At 69.3% G+C, this 15561-nt stretch carries 14 protein-coding genes; 5 read left to right on the forward strand and 9 right to left on the reverse strand.

The window, feature by feature from the left end:
• Positions 1-7 precede the first annotated feature (7 nt).
• Positions 8-1576 (forward strand): dolichyl-phosphate-mannose--protein mannosyltransferase, encoded by a 1569-nt coding sequence (locus tag ACZ7SW_RS42720; protein ID WP_470236081.1) that lies wholly within the window; start codon positions 8-10, stop codon positions 1574-1576.
• Here ACZ7SW_RS42720 and ACZ7SW_RS42725 read toward each other — a convergent pair.
• Positions 1527-2306: an AraC family transcriptional regulator gene (locus ACZ7SW_RS42725; protein WP_470236082.1), complete on the reverse strand. Its 780-nt coding sequence runs from the start codon at positions 2304-2306 to the stop codon at positions 1527-1529. The genes ACZ7SW_RS42720 and ACZ7SW_RS42725 overlap by 50 nt on opposite strands.
• 55 nt (positions 2307-2361) lie before the next feature.
• On the opposite strand from ACZ7SW_RS42725, the gene ACZ7SW_RS42730 reads away from it, so the two are divergent.
• Positions 2362-2934 (forward strand): class I SAM-dependent methyltransferase, encoded by a 573-nt coding sequence (locus ACZ7SW_RS42730; protein WP_470236083.1) that lies wholly within the window; start codon positions 2362-2364, stop codon positions 2932-2934.
• Here the strand turns inward: ACZ7SW_RS42730 and ACZ7SW_RS42735 are convergent.
• Positions 2923-4638 (reverse strand): serine/threonine-protein kinase, encoded by a 1716-nt coding sequence (locus ACZ7SW_RS42735; protein WP_470236084.1) that lies wholly within the window; start codon positions 4636-4638, stop codon positions 2923-2925. The genes ACZ7SW_RS42730 and ACZ7SW_RS42735 overlap by 12 nt on opposite strands.
• Positions 4639-4855: 217 nt before the next feature.
• On the opposite strand from ACZ7SW_RS42735, the gene ACZ7SW_RS42740 reads away from it, so the two are divergent.
• Both ACZ7SW_RS42740 and ACZ7SW_RS42745 read left to right on the forward strand, forming a co-directional pair.
• The gene (locus ACZ7SW_RS42740) at positions 4856-6739 is read left to right on the forward strand and encodes a propionyl-CoA synthetase (RefSeq protein ID WP_470236085.1); all 1884 of its coding nucleotides are present in this window, start codon (positions 4856-4858) and stop codon (positions 6737-6739) included.
• Positions 6740-6913: 174 nt separating this feature from the next.
• A complete protein-coding gene (locus ACZ7SW_RS42745; protein ID WP_470236086.1) occupies positions 6914-8488 on the forward strand; it encodes a beta-N-acetylhexosaminidase in 1575 nt (524 codons plus the stop codon).
• Here the strand turns inward: ACZ7SW_RS42745 and ACZ7SW_RS42750 are convergent.
• The 4 genes from ACZ7SW_RS42750 to adh all read right to left on the reverse strand — a co-directional run bounded on the left by ACZ7SW_RS42750 (position 8465) and on the right by adh (position 11597).
• Complete coding sequence (locus tag ACZ7SW_RS42750) at positions 8465-9154, reverse strand: MOSC domain-containing protein (RefSeq protein ID WP_470236087.1); 690 nt, start codon at positions 9152-9154, stop codon at positions 8465-8467. The two genes, ACZ7SW_RS42745 and ACZ7SW_RS42750, sit on opposite strands and share 24 nt — an antisense overlap.
• Before the next feature lie 26 nt (positions 9155-9180).
• The gene (locus ACZ7SW_RS42755) at positions 9181-9537 is read right to left on the reverse strand and encodes a hypothetical protein (RefSeq protein ID WP_470236088.1); all 357 of its coding nucleotides are present in this window, start codon (positions 9535-9537) and stop codon (positions 9181-9183) included.
• Positions 9538-9702: 165 nt separating this feature from the next.
• On the reverse strand, positions 9703-10074 hold the full coding sequence (locus ACZ7SW_RS42760) for a DUF779 domain-containing protein (protein ID WP_470236089.1): 372 nt from the start codon (positions 10072-10074) through the stop codon (positions 9703-9705).
• Positions 10074-11597 carry an aldehyde dehydrogenase gene (gene adh / locus ACZ7SW_RS42765; RefSeq protein WP_470236090.1) on the reverse strand — a complete coding sequence of 508 codons (1524 nt, stop codon included), beginning with the start codon at positions 11595-11597 and terminating at the stop codon, positions 10074-10076. The genes ACZ7SW_RS42760 and adh overlap by 1 nt, the downstream gene beginning before the upstream one ends.
• Before the next feature lie 106 nt (positions 11598-11703).
• On the opposite strand from adh, the gene ACZ7SW_RS42770 reads away from it, so the two are divergent.
• Positions 11704-13176: a helix-turn-helix domain-containing protein gene (locus tag ACZ7SW_RS42770; protein ID WP_470236091.1), complete on the forward strand. Its 1473-nt coding sequence runs from the start codon at positions 11704-11706 to the stop codon at positions 13174-13176.
• A gap of 4 nt (positions 13177-13180) precedes the next feature.
• Here the strand turns inward: ACZ7SW_RS42770 and ACZ7SW_RS42775 are convergent, their stop codons facing one another.
• From ACZ7SW_RS42775 to ACZ7SW_RS42785, 3 genes are read right to left on the reverse strand one after another with little or no spacing between them, the layout of a single operon-like run.
• Entirely contained in the window at positions 13181-14092 is a 912-nt protein-coding gene (locus tag ACZ7SW_RS42775; protein ID WP_470236092.1) for an NAD-dependent epimerase/dehydratase family protein, read from the reverse strand.
• 24 nt (positions 14093-14116) lie between these two features.
• On the reverse strand, positions 14117-14986 hold the full coding sequence (locus tag ACZ7SW_RS42780) for a YwqG family protein (protein WP_470236093.1): 870 nt from the start codon (positions 14984-14986) through the stop codon (positions 14117-14119).
• Positions 14983-15525: a hypothetical protein gene (locus ACZ7SW_RS42785; RefSeq protein ID WP_470236094.1), complete on the reverse strand. Its 543-nt coding sequence runs from the start codon at positions 15523-15525 to the stop codon at positions 14983-14985. The genes ACZ7SW_RS42780 and ACZ7SW_RS42785 overlap by 4 nt, the downstream gene beginning before the upstream one ends.
• Positions 15526-15561 lie beyond the last annotated feature (36 nt).

Consider the following 15561-nt stretch of genomic DNA (forward strand, 5'->3'; position numbering starts at 1 on the left):
GGGCCCCGTGACCGCGCTGCTGACCCGTGCCGACGACGAGAGCGTGCGGCCGGACCCGGTCGACGCGCGCCGCCCCCCGACCGACCGCGAAGCCACCCTGCTCGGCCGGGCCATGCCCGCCGACCGGCTGCGCGGCTGGATCGTCACGATCGTGCTGACCGTGATCGGCGGCGTCGTCCGGATGCAGAATCTGGGCCTTCCCACTGACCACAACAGTCCCGTCTTCGACGAGAAGCACTACGTGCCCCAGGCCGCGCAGATGCTGCGCAACGGCGGGTACGAGGACAACGCCGGGTACGAGCTGATCGTGCACCCGCCGCTGGCCAAGGACTTCATCGCGTTCGGCGAGTGGCTCTTCGGCTACAACGGCTGGGGCTGGCGGTTCATGTCCGCCGTGGCCGGCACGCTGATCGTGCTGCTCACCGTGCGCGTCGCGCGCCGGCTGACCCGCTCGACGCTGCTCGGCGGCATCGCGGGCGTGCTGGTGATCTGCGACGGCGTGCTGCATCTGCAGTCGCGGATGGGGATGCTCGACATCTTCATCGCCTTCTTCGTGCTCGCCGCGTTCGCCTGCGTGCTCTGCGACCGCGACCAGGTGCGGCAGCGGCTGGCCGTCGCGGTGCGCGAGGGCTGGATAGGCGAATCGCAGTGGGGACCGAAGCTCGGCTTCCGCTGGTGGCGGTTCGCGGCCGGGCTGATGATCGGCCTGACCTTCGGCGTCAAATGGTCGGCGCTGTACTACATCGCGGCGTTCGGCCTGCTCACCGTGTTCTTCGACGTCGCGGCCCGGCGGGCGGCGGGCGTTCAGCGGCCGTGGGTCGGCACGATCCGCCGCGACGTCGCGCCCGCGCTCTGGGCGATCGTCGTCGTGCCGGTGCTGATGTACCTGGCGGCGTACTGGGCGTGGTTCGCCAGCGAAACCGCGACCGACCGGCACTACACCGAGATCAAGAACCTCGACCCGGGCATGTTCGGCTGGCTCCCGCCCGCGCTGCGCTCGCTCGGCAGCTACACCGCCAACGTGCTGCATTTCCACGAAACCCTGCTGACGCCCAAGGACAATCCGCACCCGTGGGAGTCGAAGCCGTGGACGTGGCCGATGGGCCTGCGGCCGATGCTCTACTACTACGACGGCAACGTCACCGGCTGCGGCGAATCGCGCTGCCTCGGCGCGACGATGCTGATCGGCACGCCCGCGATGTGGTGGCTGGCCGTCCCGATGCTCGGCTGGGGCCTGTGGCGCTGGTTCTTCCGCGCGGACTGGCGCTACGCCGCCGTGCTGACCGGTTATTTCGCCGGCTACCTGCCCTGGTTCACCAACATCGACCGGCAGATGTACTTCTTCTACGCCACGCCGATGGCCCCGTTCCTGGTGCTCGGGCTGGTGCTGGCGCTCGGGCAGATCCTCGGCAGCGCCAAACGCGGGTTCGAACGCCGGGGCACCGGTCTGCTCGTCGTGTCGCTCTACGTCGGGCTGGTGGTCGCGAACTTCGCCTGGCTGTGGCCGATTCTCAACGGAATCCCGATCACGAACGACCATTGGCAGGCGGAGATGTGGCTGCCTTCGTGGCGCTGAAGTAAGCGCCCGGCGGCACCCCGACCGCCCGGCGGAAGGCGGCGACGAACGCACTGGCCGTCGCGTACCCGACGCGGTGCGCGACGGTCGTCATCGGCAAACCCTGTGCCAGCAACGGCAATGCCGCGCGCAGCCGCGCTTGCGTCCGCCAGGTGCCGAACGTCATCCGGCAGTCGCGGACGAACGCGCGCGCCAGCGTTCGCTCGCTCGCGCCGACTTCCCGGCCCAGCTCAGCCAGGCTGCGCGAGTCCACGGGGTCGGCGAGCACCGCGTCGGCGACGTCTCGTGCTCGTGGATCGGCGGGCGCGGGTACGACGATCGGTGCCACGTCCATCGGCTCCAGCAGGTCGAACGCGACTGCCTCGGCGCGGCGGCGGGCGTCCTCGCTGATGCCGTCTGAGGACAGGTGCTCAAGCAGCTCCCGCAGCAGCGGTCGGACGATGACGATTCGCGGAATGGGCCAGTCGACCGGGCACTGCTCCGGGTAGGCGTAGATGCCGCGCAGTTCGGCGTTCCCGACCGCGCCCGTGCGATGCCAGACGCCGACCGGGATCCAGAGCGCGCGCGTGGACGGCAGCACCCATTGCGCGTCGCCGACCATCACCGCGGCGACTCCGCGCGCGGCCCAGACGAGCTGGTGCGCGGGATGGTCGTGCCAGGGGAACCAGGCTCCGGCCGCGATCGGCAGGTCGCCGAGCAGCATCGCGCCGGCTTGACCGTACTGCGACATGAAGTGACAGCCTATCGTCTTCCAGTCAGTGCGGCTCGTCCCTAGCGTCGGGACCATGCCGATGAACCTGATGCACCGGAAGCTCTGCAGCTCGGAAAAGTGGGCCACCGCGGTGGCCGAGGTGCTGCCGGACTGGCTCTCCCGCTTCGAACTGGGCGACGACGTGCTGGAAATCGGGCCTGGCTTCGGGGCCACCACGCGGGTGCTGGTCGACGCTTTGCCTCGGCTGACCGCGCTGGAAATCGATCCGGCGTCGACCCGGCTGTTGCAGGGGAAATACGGCGACCGGGCGGACATCGTCGAGGGCAGCGGCGCGGAAATGCCGTTCGAGGACGGCCGGTTCTCCGGCGTCGTGTGCTTCACGATGCTGCACCACGTCCCGACCGACGAACTGCAGGACCGGATCTTCGCGGAGGCGTTCCGGGTGCTGCGGCCCGGCGGCACCTACTGCGGCGTGGACAGCCAGCTCAGCTTCGGCTTCCGGCTGCTGCATATCGGGGACACGATGAACGTCCTCGACGCGGACACCCTGCCCAGCCGGTTGGCGGCGGCCGGGTTTGCGCAGGTGCGCGTGGGGGTGGAGCGGAAGCGGCTGGAGTTTTCCGCGGTGAAGCCGTCAGCGGGGTGAGCGGCGCGGCACGATCTGCGTGACCGGCCCGTCCAGCGCCTTGCCGGCCCGGCTCAGCCAGCCGTCGACCTCGCGGCGCACCGAGTTCAGCGTCGGACGACGGCGCGGTTCCGGATCCAGCGAGGCCGCCAGGATCCGCGCGTGCACCGAACGCTGCGGCATGTGCGTGACCGGATCGGCGCGCGCCGCTGCCATCAACGCGGCCATCGGCGTCTCGCGGGTCCCGCGCGGAGGCTGGCCGGACAGCGCGTAGCTGACCGTGGCGGCGAGCTGCCAGGCGTCCGACGCCGGGCTCGCCGGGGAACCCATCGCCTGTTCCGGAGCGACGAAGTCGGGCGTGCCGATCATCATCCCGGTGGCGGTCATCTTGGAATCGCCCTGGCTGCGGGCGATGCCGAAGTCGATGAGGTGCGCGATGCCCGCCGGGTCGAGGATGACGTTGGACGGCTTCACGTCGCGGTGCAGCACGCCCCGCTCGTGCGCCGCGACCAGCGCGCCCGCCATCGTCGACCACAGCCGGCCGGCGGCGACGTCGTCGATCGGACCCTGTCCGTCGACCACCTCGGCGAGCGGGCGGCCCTGCAGGTACTCCATGACGAGGGCGAGCCCGTCCGGCTCCTCGACCAGGTCGTACACGCGGACGCAGTTGGGGTGGTTCACCACGGCCAGCGCACGCGCCTCGCGCTGCATGCGCTCCTCGGTGTCGCGGTCGGGCGCGTGCGCGATCTTCAGCGCGACAGTGCGGTTGAGCTGCGTGTCGACGGCTTCCCAGACCGTGCCGAACCCGCCGGTCCCGAGCTGGCGGACGCGCCGGTACCGGCTGCTGCCCGCGTTGCGCGAGCCGGGCGGCGGCGGAATCATGCCCGGCGCGGCGGCCAGCGCCCCGGCGGGCGGCGGCTCCGGAGCGGACGCCAGCGCGGTGGCCGGGTACGGCTTGTTCTGCGGCGGCGGAGGCGGCGGAAGCTGCTCACGACGCGGCGGAGGCTGCGCGGCCGGCGGTTCGTCGCGGCGCGGCTCCGGCCGGTTGATCACCGACCACGGCGGCGGGCCGACCAGTGCGACCGGGATCAGCCCCAGAACGCTGAACGGCAGGAACCCGAGCCAGAAGTGCACCGCGGTGTTGGCCGACATGCCCGCCGACGCGACCGCCATGACCACGAAGGGAATCCAGAAGAACCGCGACGGCCACTTCGGCCCGCGACGGAAGGCAGTGCGCGCCTGCAGCATCACGAACAGCAGCGAACCGACCGGCAGCACGGTGAAGGCGAGCAGGTACAGCGCGTAGGAGAGCTTGAGGCCGCGCGGGTAGAAGAGCGTCTCGAAGACGTTCGACCCGCCGCCGAGGTAGGTCTTCTGCGTGCCGATGAACGAGCAGTAGTCCTTGCTCAGCGTGGCCGCCCCGGACAGTCCGCTCGACTGGCCCGCGTTGGCCGCGCGGAAGGTTTCCGAGATGCCCGACGAAATCAGCCACGGCAGCACCAGCACGCTGACCACGCCGATAAGGCCGAACACGGTGAGCGTGGTCGCGTCGTACCGGTTGCCGGTCCCCTTGCGGACGATCGCCACGATCAGCGCCCCGGCCGCCGGGAAGAGCGCGACGAGCGCACCCGCTGTGGTCGTCGCCCACACCCAGTCGCCGGGGCAGAACTCCGGTCCGAACAAGGTGTGCGCGAGCGAGAGCAGCGCGCTCGCGATTCCGCTCACCGGCTGGTTCCCCTCACTGTCAGTGTTGTCTTCCTGCCGCTGCGCGGCCATTCCCCACGGTCCAGCTTAGGACGCACACGGCCTGCGCGGGGTTGCCGGGTCGCGCGGGGAACGTGATCCACTGCATCGATCTCGCCAGACCCGGCTGACCTGCGACCCGCCGGGGGAAAGGCCATCATGAGGGCAGATTCGGCCGTCTGAAGTCAGAGGAGACCTCGTGGGCGCGTACACCGAGACGTATCGGCGCAGTCTGGACGACCCGGAGCACTTCTGGCTCGAAGCCGCCCGGGCGATCGACTGGACGCAGCGGCCCACCCGCGCGCTCGATTCGTCCGCCGCGCCGTTCTACCGCTGGTATCCCGGCGGCGAGCTGAACACCTCCTACAACGCACTCGACCGGCACGCCGACGGCGGCCGCGGCGCGCAGGACGCGCTGATCTGGGATTCGCCGGTCAGCGGGCGCAAACGCCGCTACACCTACGCCGAACTGCGGGACGAGGTCGCGACCTTCGCCGGTGCGCTCACGTCGCTCGGCGTCACCCGCGGCGATCGCGTGATCCTTTATCTGCCGATGATTCCGCAGGCCGTCATCGCGATGCTCGCCTGCGCGCGGATCGGCGCGGTGCACTCCGTGGTGTTCGGCGGGTTCGCGCCGAAGGAACTGGCCGCGCGGATCGAGGACGCCAAGCCGAAGCTGATCCTCGCCGCGTCGTGCGGGATCGAGCCGACGCGGATCGTCGAGTACAAGCCGATCATCGACGCCGCTCTCGAGACCACCGAGCACCAGCCGGACCACGTCGTGGTGTTCCAGCGCGAGCAGGCGCGCGCGGAGCTGTCCGGCACCGACCTCGACTGGACCGACCTCGTCGCCGACGCCGACCCGGTGGATCCGGTTCCGGTGAAGGCGACCGACCCGCTGTACATCCTCTACACGTCCGGCACCACCGGGCGGCCGAAGGGCGTCGTCCGCGACGCCGGCGGGCACGCGGTCGCGCTGGCGTGGTCGATGGGCGCGCTGTACGACATCCACGCCGGTGATGTGTGGTGGACGGCTTCCGACGTCGGCTGGGTCGTCGGGCATTCGTACATCGTCTACGCGCCGCTGCTGGTCGGCGCGACAACGGTGCTCTACGAAGGAAAACCCGTCGGAACACCGGACGCAGGCGCGTTCTGGCGGGTCATCTCCGAGCACGGCGTGCAGGCGCTCTTCACCGCGCCGACGGCGTTGCGCGCGGTGAAGAAGGTGGACCCGGACGCGGACGAGCTCAAAAAGTACGACCTGTCCCAGTTCCGCACCCTGTTCCTGGCCGGCGAGCGGCTCGACCCGGAGACCTATCACTGGGCGCACGACATCCTCGGCACGCCGGTCATCGACCACTGGTGGCAGACCGAAACCGGCTGGCCGATCGCGGCCAACCCGCGCGGTCTCGAACCGATGCCGGTCAAACCCGGGTCGGCGACGAAACCGGTGCCCGGCTGGGACGTGCGCATCCTCGACCAGTCCGGCGAGGAACTTCCGGCCGGTCGCGAGGGCGCGATCACGCTGAAACTGCCGCTGCCACCGGGTTCGCTGCCGACGCTGTGGGGCGACGACGAGCGCTACCGCGAGGCGTACCTGTCGCGCTACCCCGGCTACTACCTGACCGGCGACTCGGGCTACCTCGACGAGGACGGTTACCTCTTCGTCATGGGCCGCACCGACGACGTGATCAACGTGGCCGGACACCGGCTGTCGACCGGTTCGATGGAGGCCGTGCTGGCCTCGCATCCAGCAGTCGCGGAGTGTGCCGTGATCGGGGTCGCGGACCAGCTGAAGGGCCAGGTGCCGCGCGGTTTCGTGGTGCTGAAGTCCGGCGTGGAGGTGCCCGAGGAGCAGTTGCGGGACGAGCTGGTCGCGCTGGTCCGTCGCGATATCGGGCCGGTGGCGGCGTTCCGGGACGTCTCGGTGGTCAACGCGCTGCCGAAGACGCGCTCGGGGAAGATCCTGCGCAAGACGATGCGCGGGATCGCCGACGGCCGCGACGAGGCGGTTCCGTCGACCATCGAGGACCCGTCTGTGCTCGACGCGTTGCGGGCGATCCTGCGGCCTGGACGTCCGTGAGGGGAACCCTGAGGGAATCAGATTCCCTCAGGGTTCCCCTCACGGACCTCTGCCGGCATCCCGGCGAACGGGACATCCAGCGTCAGCCGACCCTTTCGGACGTTGTCAGCGTCCCCCGTAGTGGTCTATACCTCTTGAAGTCCGCCTTCTCCGCGACGCGACCGGAGGTATGCCGTGAGGAAGACCCTGTCCAGGGCCGTGCTTGGGGTGACCGTGCTCGGGCTCGCCGCGGTGGGAGTGCCCGGGCCGGCCGCGGCGAGTCCCGCGCCCAGCGAACGGCAGGTCACCGACCTCGTGCCGGTGCCGGTGCACGCCGTGGCGAAGGCGGACGCCACCTTCCGGCTCACCCCGCTCACGGTGATCCGGGCGGGGCACGGCACCGGCGACGTCGCTTCCTACCTGCGCGGGCTGCTGCGGCCCGCGACCGGCTTCCCGCTGCCGGTCGTCCCGGTGAGCCCGGGATTGTCCGCGATCTCGCTCGACCTCGGCCACGCCGACCCGCGCGTCGGCGACGAGGGGTATCAGCTCGACGTCACGAAGAACGGCGTCCGGCTGCGCGCCAACACCGCTACCGGGCTGTTCGTGGGCGTCCAGTCGCTGCGGCAGCTGCTGCCCTCGGCCATCGAGGCGAAGACGGTGCAGCACCGGACGTGGACGATCGCCGGCGGCAACGTGCTCGACTACCCGCGTTTCGCCCACCGCGGCGCGATGCTCGACGTCGCGCGGCATTTCTTCACGCCAACGCAGGTGAAGAAGTACATCGACCAGATCGTCCAGTACAAGATCAACACCCTGCACCTGCACCTCAGCGACGACCAGGGCTGGCGCATCGAAATCAAGAGCTGGCCGCGGCTGGCGACCGAAGGCGGCAAGACCGCGGCCTACGGCGATCCGGGCGGTTACTACACGCAGGAGCAGTACAGCGACATCGTCGCGTACGCCGCGAGCCGGCACATCACGGTCGTGCCGGAAATCGACATGCCCGGGCACACGAACTCCGCACAGTCGGTGTACGCCGAACTCAACTGCGACGGCAAGGCAGTCCCGCCGCGCACCGATATCGAGGTCGGCTACAGCTCGCTGTGCATCAATTCGCCCACCACGTACCGATTCGTAGAGGACGTGATCCGCGAACTAGCCGCGATCACGCCCGGCAAATACATCGGCATCGGCGGCGACGAAGCACATTCGACTCCCGCCGAGGACTACAAAACCTTCTACGAGAAGGTAACCCCGATGGTCGCCAAGTACGGCAAGCTGATCACCGGCTGGCACGAGATGGCGAAGACGCCGCTGCCGACGTCCGCCGTGCCGCAGTACTGGGATCAGGGCGGCCCGAACGCGGACGTGGCCGCCACGGCGGCGCGTGGGAACAAGTTCATCATGTCGCCCGCCAATCACGCCTACCTCGACATGAAGTACACGGAATCGACCAAGCTGGGCCAGGATTGGGCTGGTCTGGTCGAAGTCCGCGACGCCTACGAATGGGACCCGGCGACGCTCGTTCCCGGCGTCGGGGAGAAGTCCGTCGCCGGGGTCGAGGCTCCACTGTGGACGGAGACCATCCGGACCAACGACGACATCGAGTACATGGCCTTCCCGCGCCTGCCCGGCGTCGCGGAAATCGGCTGGTCGCCCAAGTCATCCCGGACCTGGGACGGCTACCGAGACCGGATCGCCAAGCAAGCGCCGCGCTGGGAAGCCCAGGGAATCGACTTCTACCGCTCACCCCAGGTCGACTGGAAGTGATTCCCTAGCCCGGTCCACTTTGGACTGGATACCCTTGCGATAGCCCTCCGGCAACGCGTCGGAAGCAAGCACTCGCCCGGCCAGTTCCAGCACCGGCCCCGGCTCGGGCAGCCGTGCGTAATTCGCCGACGCGACCAGGAACGTCTCCCCGACGGTCGGCCCCTCGGCCCGCTCCACGAGGTCGAGCGGCCCGGCCGTCGGGACCGTGCCCGGCCGCAGCACGCGCAGATACCACCCGCAGCGATTGGTGTCGATCATCGCGGGCACGACGTCCTTGCGCCCGGTCCGCATCGCGAGCTTGAAGCACGGATGCCGCGGCTGCGCGATCTGCACGAGCGCGTCGCCCCAGGCCCAGACGTCACCGATCCGCGCGTCGCTCTCCAGCGCGCCGTGCACGGAGAGGTTCTCGCCGAAGTCGCCGTGCGCCACGGAGTAGCCCTCCGCAGCCCACACCGGATAGTGCTCGACCGGGTAGACGTAGACGGCTTTGTCGGGCCCGCCGTGCACGGAGAGGTCGGCTTGCCGGTCACCGGCCAGGTTCAGCTCGGACAGCGCCAGTTCTTCGGCTTCGACGCGGGTTTTCCGGATGGCGCTCAGGACCGGCTGGTCCCGCTGGTGGCCGAGCACGGTCGGCTCGCCTACATAGACGTCTTTCAGCGACAGCATGGAGTGAACCTAGCAAGTGCGCTGGGCTATTTGGACGGGTCCGGCTTCGCGCATAGACCGTCTCCTCGGTGCCGGGTTTCACGAACACCGAGAACGTCCGCGTGATACGGCGTCTCGAGGTGGGTATAGAGGTAAGCCTTCGCCTTGGGGCCGTAGGTCCAGCCGAACTGCCGCATCTCGTTCAAGTTGAACGGCGGCAGTGGATGGCTGGGATCGCCGATCGGCCACTTGCGGGCCGGCTTCGCCGGGTCCGCGCCGTACTGCTCCAGAAAATCGTCCACACAGGACTTCGGCGCGACGAAGGCGAAGGCGAGCCGGTCGGTGAGCCGAGGCTGGACATCGAGCCGGAAACCCTTGACCTCGGATCCGGCGGGCCGCCGCATCCGGCCACCGTGACTGCGGCACAGAGCGCAGCGACCACCGCAAAAATCCGCGCCACCATGGAGTAAACCTAGCAACGCCGCACCCAAGGCTTCCAAGGATTTTCGCCCCGCCAACGGCCGAACCGCAGTGCCCGGTGAGCGGGAAACGCCCACCGGGCACCGTGCTCAACCGTTCAGCTCCGCCGACTCCTCATCGCTGAGCAGCCGCGACCGGATCAGGAACCGCACCCCCTCCGGCGCCTCCAGCGAGAACCCGCTCCCCCGCCCAGGCACCACGTCGATGGTCAGATGCGTATGCCTCCAGTACTCGAACTGCGGCCCGGACATCCACACCGGCACCGCGTCGATGCCGTCCACCGACAGGTCGCCCAGGTGCACATCGTGCGCCCCGACCCGGAATTCGCCCGCCGGGTAACACATCGGGGCGCTGCCGTCGCAGCATCCGCCGGACTGGTGGAACATCACCGGCCCGTGGACTGGCACCAGCCGCCGCAGCAGGTCGGCGGCGGCCGGGGTCAGGTCGACCCGCTGGGGCATCAGAAGAAGCCCAGCGCCTGGTCGGAGTAGGAGACCAGCAGGTTCTTCGTCTGCTGGTAGTGGTCCAGCATCATCTTGTGGTTCTCGCGGCCGATGCCGGACGCCTTGTAGCCGCCGAAGGCCGCGTGTGCCGGGTAGGCGTGGTAGTTGTTCACCCACACGCGGCCGGCCTGGATGTCGCGGCCCGCGCGGTAGGCGGTGTTCCCGTCGCGCGACCAGACGCCGGCGCCGAGGCCGTACAGGGTGTCGTTGGCGATCTTGAGCGCGTCGTCGTAGTCGTCGAACTTCGCCACGGACACGACCGGACCGAAGATCTCCTCCTGGAAGATGCGCATCTTGTTGTCGCCCTCGAACACCGTCGGCTGCACGTAGTAGCCGCCGGACAGGTCGCCGCCGAGGTCGGACTGCTCGCCGCCGGTGAGCACCTTCGCGCCCTCCTGCTTGCCGATGTCGATGTAGGACAGGATCTTCTCGAGCTGGTCGTTCGAGGCCTGCGCGCCGATCATCGTCTCGGTGTCGAGCGGGTTGCCCTGTTTGATCTTCTTCACGCGCTCGACCGCGTCGCCGAGGAACCGGTCGTAGATGCCGGACTGGATCAGCGCGCGCGACGGGCAGGTGCAGACCTCGCCCTGGTTCAGCGCGAAGAGCGCGAAACCTTCCTGCGCCTTGTCGTAGAACGCGTCGTTGGCCGCGGCGACGTCGTCGAAGAAGATGTTCGGGCTCTTGCCGCCGAGTTCGACGGTCACCGGGATGATGTTTTCACTGGCGTACTGCAGGATCAGCCGCCCGGTGGTGGTCTCGCCGGTGAACGCGACCTTGCGCACGCGGTTGCTCGACGCGAGCGGTTTGCCCGCCTCGACGCCGAATCCGTTGACGATGTTCAGCACGCCAGGCGGGATCAGGTCGCCGATGATCGACAGCAGCAGGTGGATCGACGCCGGGGTCTGCTCGGCGGGCTTCAGCACGATCGCGTTGCCCGCGGCCAGCGCCGGGGCGAGCTTCCAGACGGCCATCAGCAGCGGGAAGTTCCACGGGATGATCTGGCCGACGACGCCGAGCGGCTCGTGGAAGTGGTAGGCGACGGTGTTGTCGTCGATCTGCGAGATGCCGCCCTCCTGGGCGCGCAGCGCGCCGGCGAAGTAGCGGAAGTGGTCGATCGCGAGCGGGATGTCGGCGGCGAGGGTCTCGCGGACCGGCTTGCCGTTCTCCCATGCCTCGGCGACCGCGATCTTCTCGAGGTTCTGTTCCATCCGGTCGGCGATCTTGAGCAGGATGTTCGCGCGTTCCTCGGTCGAGGTGCGGCCCCACGCGGGTGCGGCGCCCTCGGCCGCGTCGAGCGCCCGGTCGATGTCGGCCGCCGTCCCGCGGGCGATCTCGGTGAAGGTCTTCCCGGTGACCGGCGTCGGGTTCTCGAAGTACTGCCCGCCCGCCGGCGCGACGTATTCGCCGCCGATGTAGTGGTCGTAGCGGGTCTCGTAGTCGACGACGGCGCCGTCGGTGTTCGGTGCGGCGTATACGGCCATCTTGCCCTGCCTCGTTGCTGGTCGGTGACGGTCGGCGGCGACCGTAGGCCGGGCAACGTTGCGCCAACGTTGCAGCCTTGTGACCAGGGTCTCTACTCTCGTTCTCGTGGCGGAGCTGCCCGAACCCGACCTGCTGCGCGATCCGGAGTCGTACGCGCGGCTGTTGCGGCATGTCCGCGAAGCAGTGCTTTCCGGGGCCACCGCGCCGCGCTCGCCACGTTCGGTGGTGTCGGCGTCGTGGGAACGCTCGCTGGCCGCGCACGTCGACCCGGACGCGGGCGAGGCTCCGCTGATCTTCGAGGCGGACGAACTCACCGACCTGCGCGCGGAGCATCCGCTGGCCCCGGTGCTGCCGCTGCTGCGCGAGATGCTGGTGAGCATCGCCGACGACGCCGAGCACATGATGATCGTGACCGACGCGAACGGGCTGATCCTGTGGCGCGAGGGCGCGACCGGCGTGCTGCTGCGCGCGGACCAGGTCGCGCTCACCGAGGGCACGCGGTGGAGCGAAGAGGCGATCGGCACGAACGCGATGGGCACGACGCTCGCGACCGGGAAGCCGGTGCAGATCTACTCCGCCGAACACCTCGTGCGCCGCTATCACACCTGGACCTGCGCGGCGGCCCCGGTGCGCGACCCGGACACCGGCGCGCTGCTCGGCTCGATCGACGTCAGCGGCCCGCTCCGCACGGTGCATCCGGCGATGTTGTCGCTGGTCACCGCTACCGCGCAGCTTGCCGAGGGACGCTTGCGAGCCCAGCTGGCGGTCCGCGACGAGAAGGTGCGGCAAGCGAACATGCCGCACCTGGCGTCGTTGCACGGCCGCCCTGGCGCGCTCCTTTCCGCGGGCGGCCGGGTGCTGGCCGCCGAGGCGTGCACTCTTCCGTCCACTGTGGAGGTACGGAAAGGCGGTGGCACGGTCACCCTGCCGGACGGCCGGATCGCCACCGTCGACCCGCTCGAAGAGGGCTATCTCCTGCGGATAGCCACGTCCGGCACCGCGCCCCGGCGCCGGTTGTCGCTCGAATACCTCACCGACGGCCCCGGATCGACCACTGTGGACGGTCGAGACATCCCGTTCACCTTGCGGCACGCCGAATTGCTGACCTTGCTGGCGCTTCAGCCGCGCGGGTTGTCGGCGGAGAAGCTGGCGCTGCAGCTGTACGGCGAGGCGGGCAACCCGGTGACCGTGCGCGCCGAGATCCACCGGTTGCGCACCCAGCTCGGCACTGGGGTGTTGCAGACGCGTCCGTACCGTCTCGCGGCCACCGTGGACGCGGATTTCCTGCGCACCAAAGCCGCCCTGCGAACTGGCGACGCCGCGGCGGCGGTCCGGTCGTTCCAGGGCCCGCTGCTCGCGGAGTCGGAATCGCCCGCGATCCGGGAGGAACGCGAGTCGATCAGCGCGCAGGTCCGGCAACTGGCGTTGAACAGCGGGGACGCGGACACGTTGTTCGCTTTCTGGGAAACCTCCTGCGGGGCAGATGATCTGGCGGTTCTGGACGCGTTGTCCGCGGTGCTGCCGCCGTCCGATCGGCGGCTGGCGGCGGTGCGGACTCACCGCGCCCGGTTGGGCTGAGCGCTTACCCGGCGGCGACGGTTTCCCGGATCGCGGCGTCGACCGGAGCCGAGTAGTTCAGCTCCAGATACAACTCCCGCAACAGCAACCCGTCCATGTGCTGCACCGTCAATCCCGGCTGCTTCCCGCTCAGCCCGTTGAGAAATCCGCCAAGCTTGAACGCACCGCGCACCGGCCAGGACGGCATCGACCGCACCCGGCGCGGTCGTCCGGCCGCCGCGGCCAGCCGAGCGAACATGTCCGTCCACTGCAGATTTTCCTCCGCCACCGGAACATCCGCGCCCGACGCCTGTTCGAGGGCATCCACGGTCGCGACGCCAACCCCGTGCGCACTCGTCGCAGCGGTCCCGCCGGGTGGCGCGAAGAGCGGCGAGTTGGAGTGAACCCACTTCACGATCGGCACCGACCACTGCGGCACCCGATCCTCCGCGACACCGAAGACGAACGGCACTTCGAGCACCGCCACCGGCAACCCCGGCCCCGCCGTTTCGCGCGCGACGCGGGCTTGCTCCAGCCGACTGCGCACGTACGGATGCTTCGCCGCCAACCCCCACTCCGGGCGTACGCGGTCGAAGTACGTGTAATACGACCCGAGCACCGCAGCCCGCGTACAGCCCGCTTCGCGCGCCGCGCGCAACAACGCGGCGACGGGTGCGACGTTGCCCGCGCGCAACCGAGGCTCGACCGGCCCGCGTCCGACAGCACGGTCGTCCATGCCGCCAGCGAAGACGACGCCGTCGTGTCCGTCCAGCACTGAGCACAGTTCGTCGTGCGAAGCCTTCGAGACGTCGAGCGTCTTGTAGACTCCCGCACGCGCCGTACGCGCGACAGCTGTCGTCTCGTGCCCGCGTTGCCGCAGCTCATCAAGGACGTGCTGGCCCAACAGGCCGCTGCCGCCCACCACCAAGATCTTCATGGCTCATTCCATTCGGGCTTATCGTCAACCGCACTGCATCACGCAGCGGGGCGCGTCGAACCGGCCTTGCTTGAGATCGTCGGTCCGGATGAGCCAGTACAGCATCCCGACGTCGCCCCACATCATGTCGGCTTGTTCGTCACTGTCGAACTGCGCGAGCAGCACCCAGCGAGCCGCTTCTTCGTTGAGCCGCGGATCTTTCCACCCGCCCTCCAGCACTTCCGCCGCGATCTCGTTCTCCACGGCGTCCTGGACCGGTGAGGCGAAACCGCCGATCTGATGTTGCGGCTTGTCCCCGTTGACTTCCCAGACGAGCTCGCCGAACACCCCGGCGCCCACCCGCTCAGAACTAAGCACCGCCTCGACGGCTTCGGCCAGGGACACTCCGCTCACGGTCATGGTGCGGTCGAGCAGGACGTGCTCTCGCTCCGGAGCGGTGGCCACGATCTCCGCGAAAACGTCACGGCGCGGATAGGGCTCGAGGCCGGACGGGGGTGTTCGTTCGGCGACCGGAGTGTCCGCGGGCACGAAGATCACTCGATAGCCGTCGGCGTTGTCGGGCAGCACGTGTCGGTAGTTATCGGGTGAGTAGCGTCCGTCGAATCTGAAGAACAACAGCGTGCCCGCCGCCGGCAGCGGGATGGTCGCGGACTCGCGCGGCAGCGCCGCGCAGTCCACCGCAGCGACGAAGGTGAGCGGCCCCCGCTCCTCCCAGGTCGGCCATTCCACCGCGTCCGGCAGCGCCGGGTTTCCGCCGAGCTGCCCCACGCGCGGACCCGTGCCCTGGGCAGCGAGCCGGATCCCGGGTTGGAACAGCTCGATCCATTTCGCCGCCACCTCGGCGGGCAGTCGGTCTTGCGCGAGAGTGGCGAGTCGATCTCTCCATGTGGTCACGCCCACATGATGGCGCGAGCCACCGACAAAACGCGTGAGCGGCGCACCAACCCCTGTCCTGTCCGGGCGAACTTGACGGTTGCCGAGGCGCTGACCTGAGGATTCGACGACGAGAGATGGCTGGGTCGAGAGGTCTGAACCATATGCCGAATTGAGGATGTCGGGCTGGCGGCGAAGTCCTCGATGCCTTCCCGTTGCCTACCCGAGGGCGAGCGTTCCGTCCATTGTGGACTCCCGGTGCCGGATCGGGCGGTTCGGCTTGAGGGCTCGGTGACACCGGTCCCCGGTGCGAGTGCTCGGATCTCGTCCACCCGGGCATAAGGGTTGTCGCCCAGGCGTTTGGCGGTCTGCGCGGCAAAGCGGGCGGTGGCCTCGCCGGATCCGCGATCAATGAGCAGGTCGCCCAGCTTGTCGGCGAACTGCCGCATCTTCGCGGCGCCACGGGCGCGCAATTCCGGATGCCGCTCGATGAGCTGGAAGCGGCGGGTCGCGGTCTTCGAGATCCACCCCGTCCCGCCGACGCGCCAACCCGGCGGCACCCCCGGGTAGACACCGTCTACATACTTTGATAGACA

It is taken from the genome of Amycolatopsis sp. NPDC114484 (genome assembly GCF_055633755.1).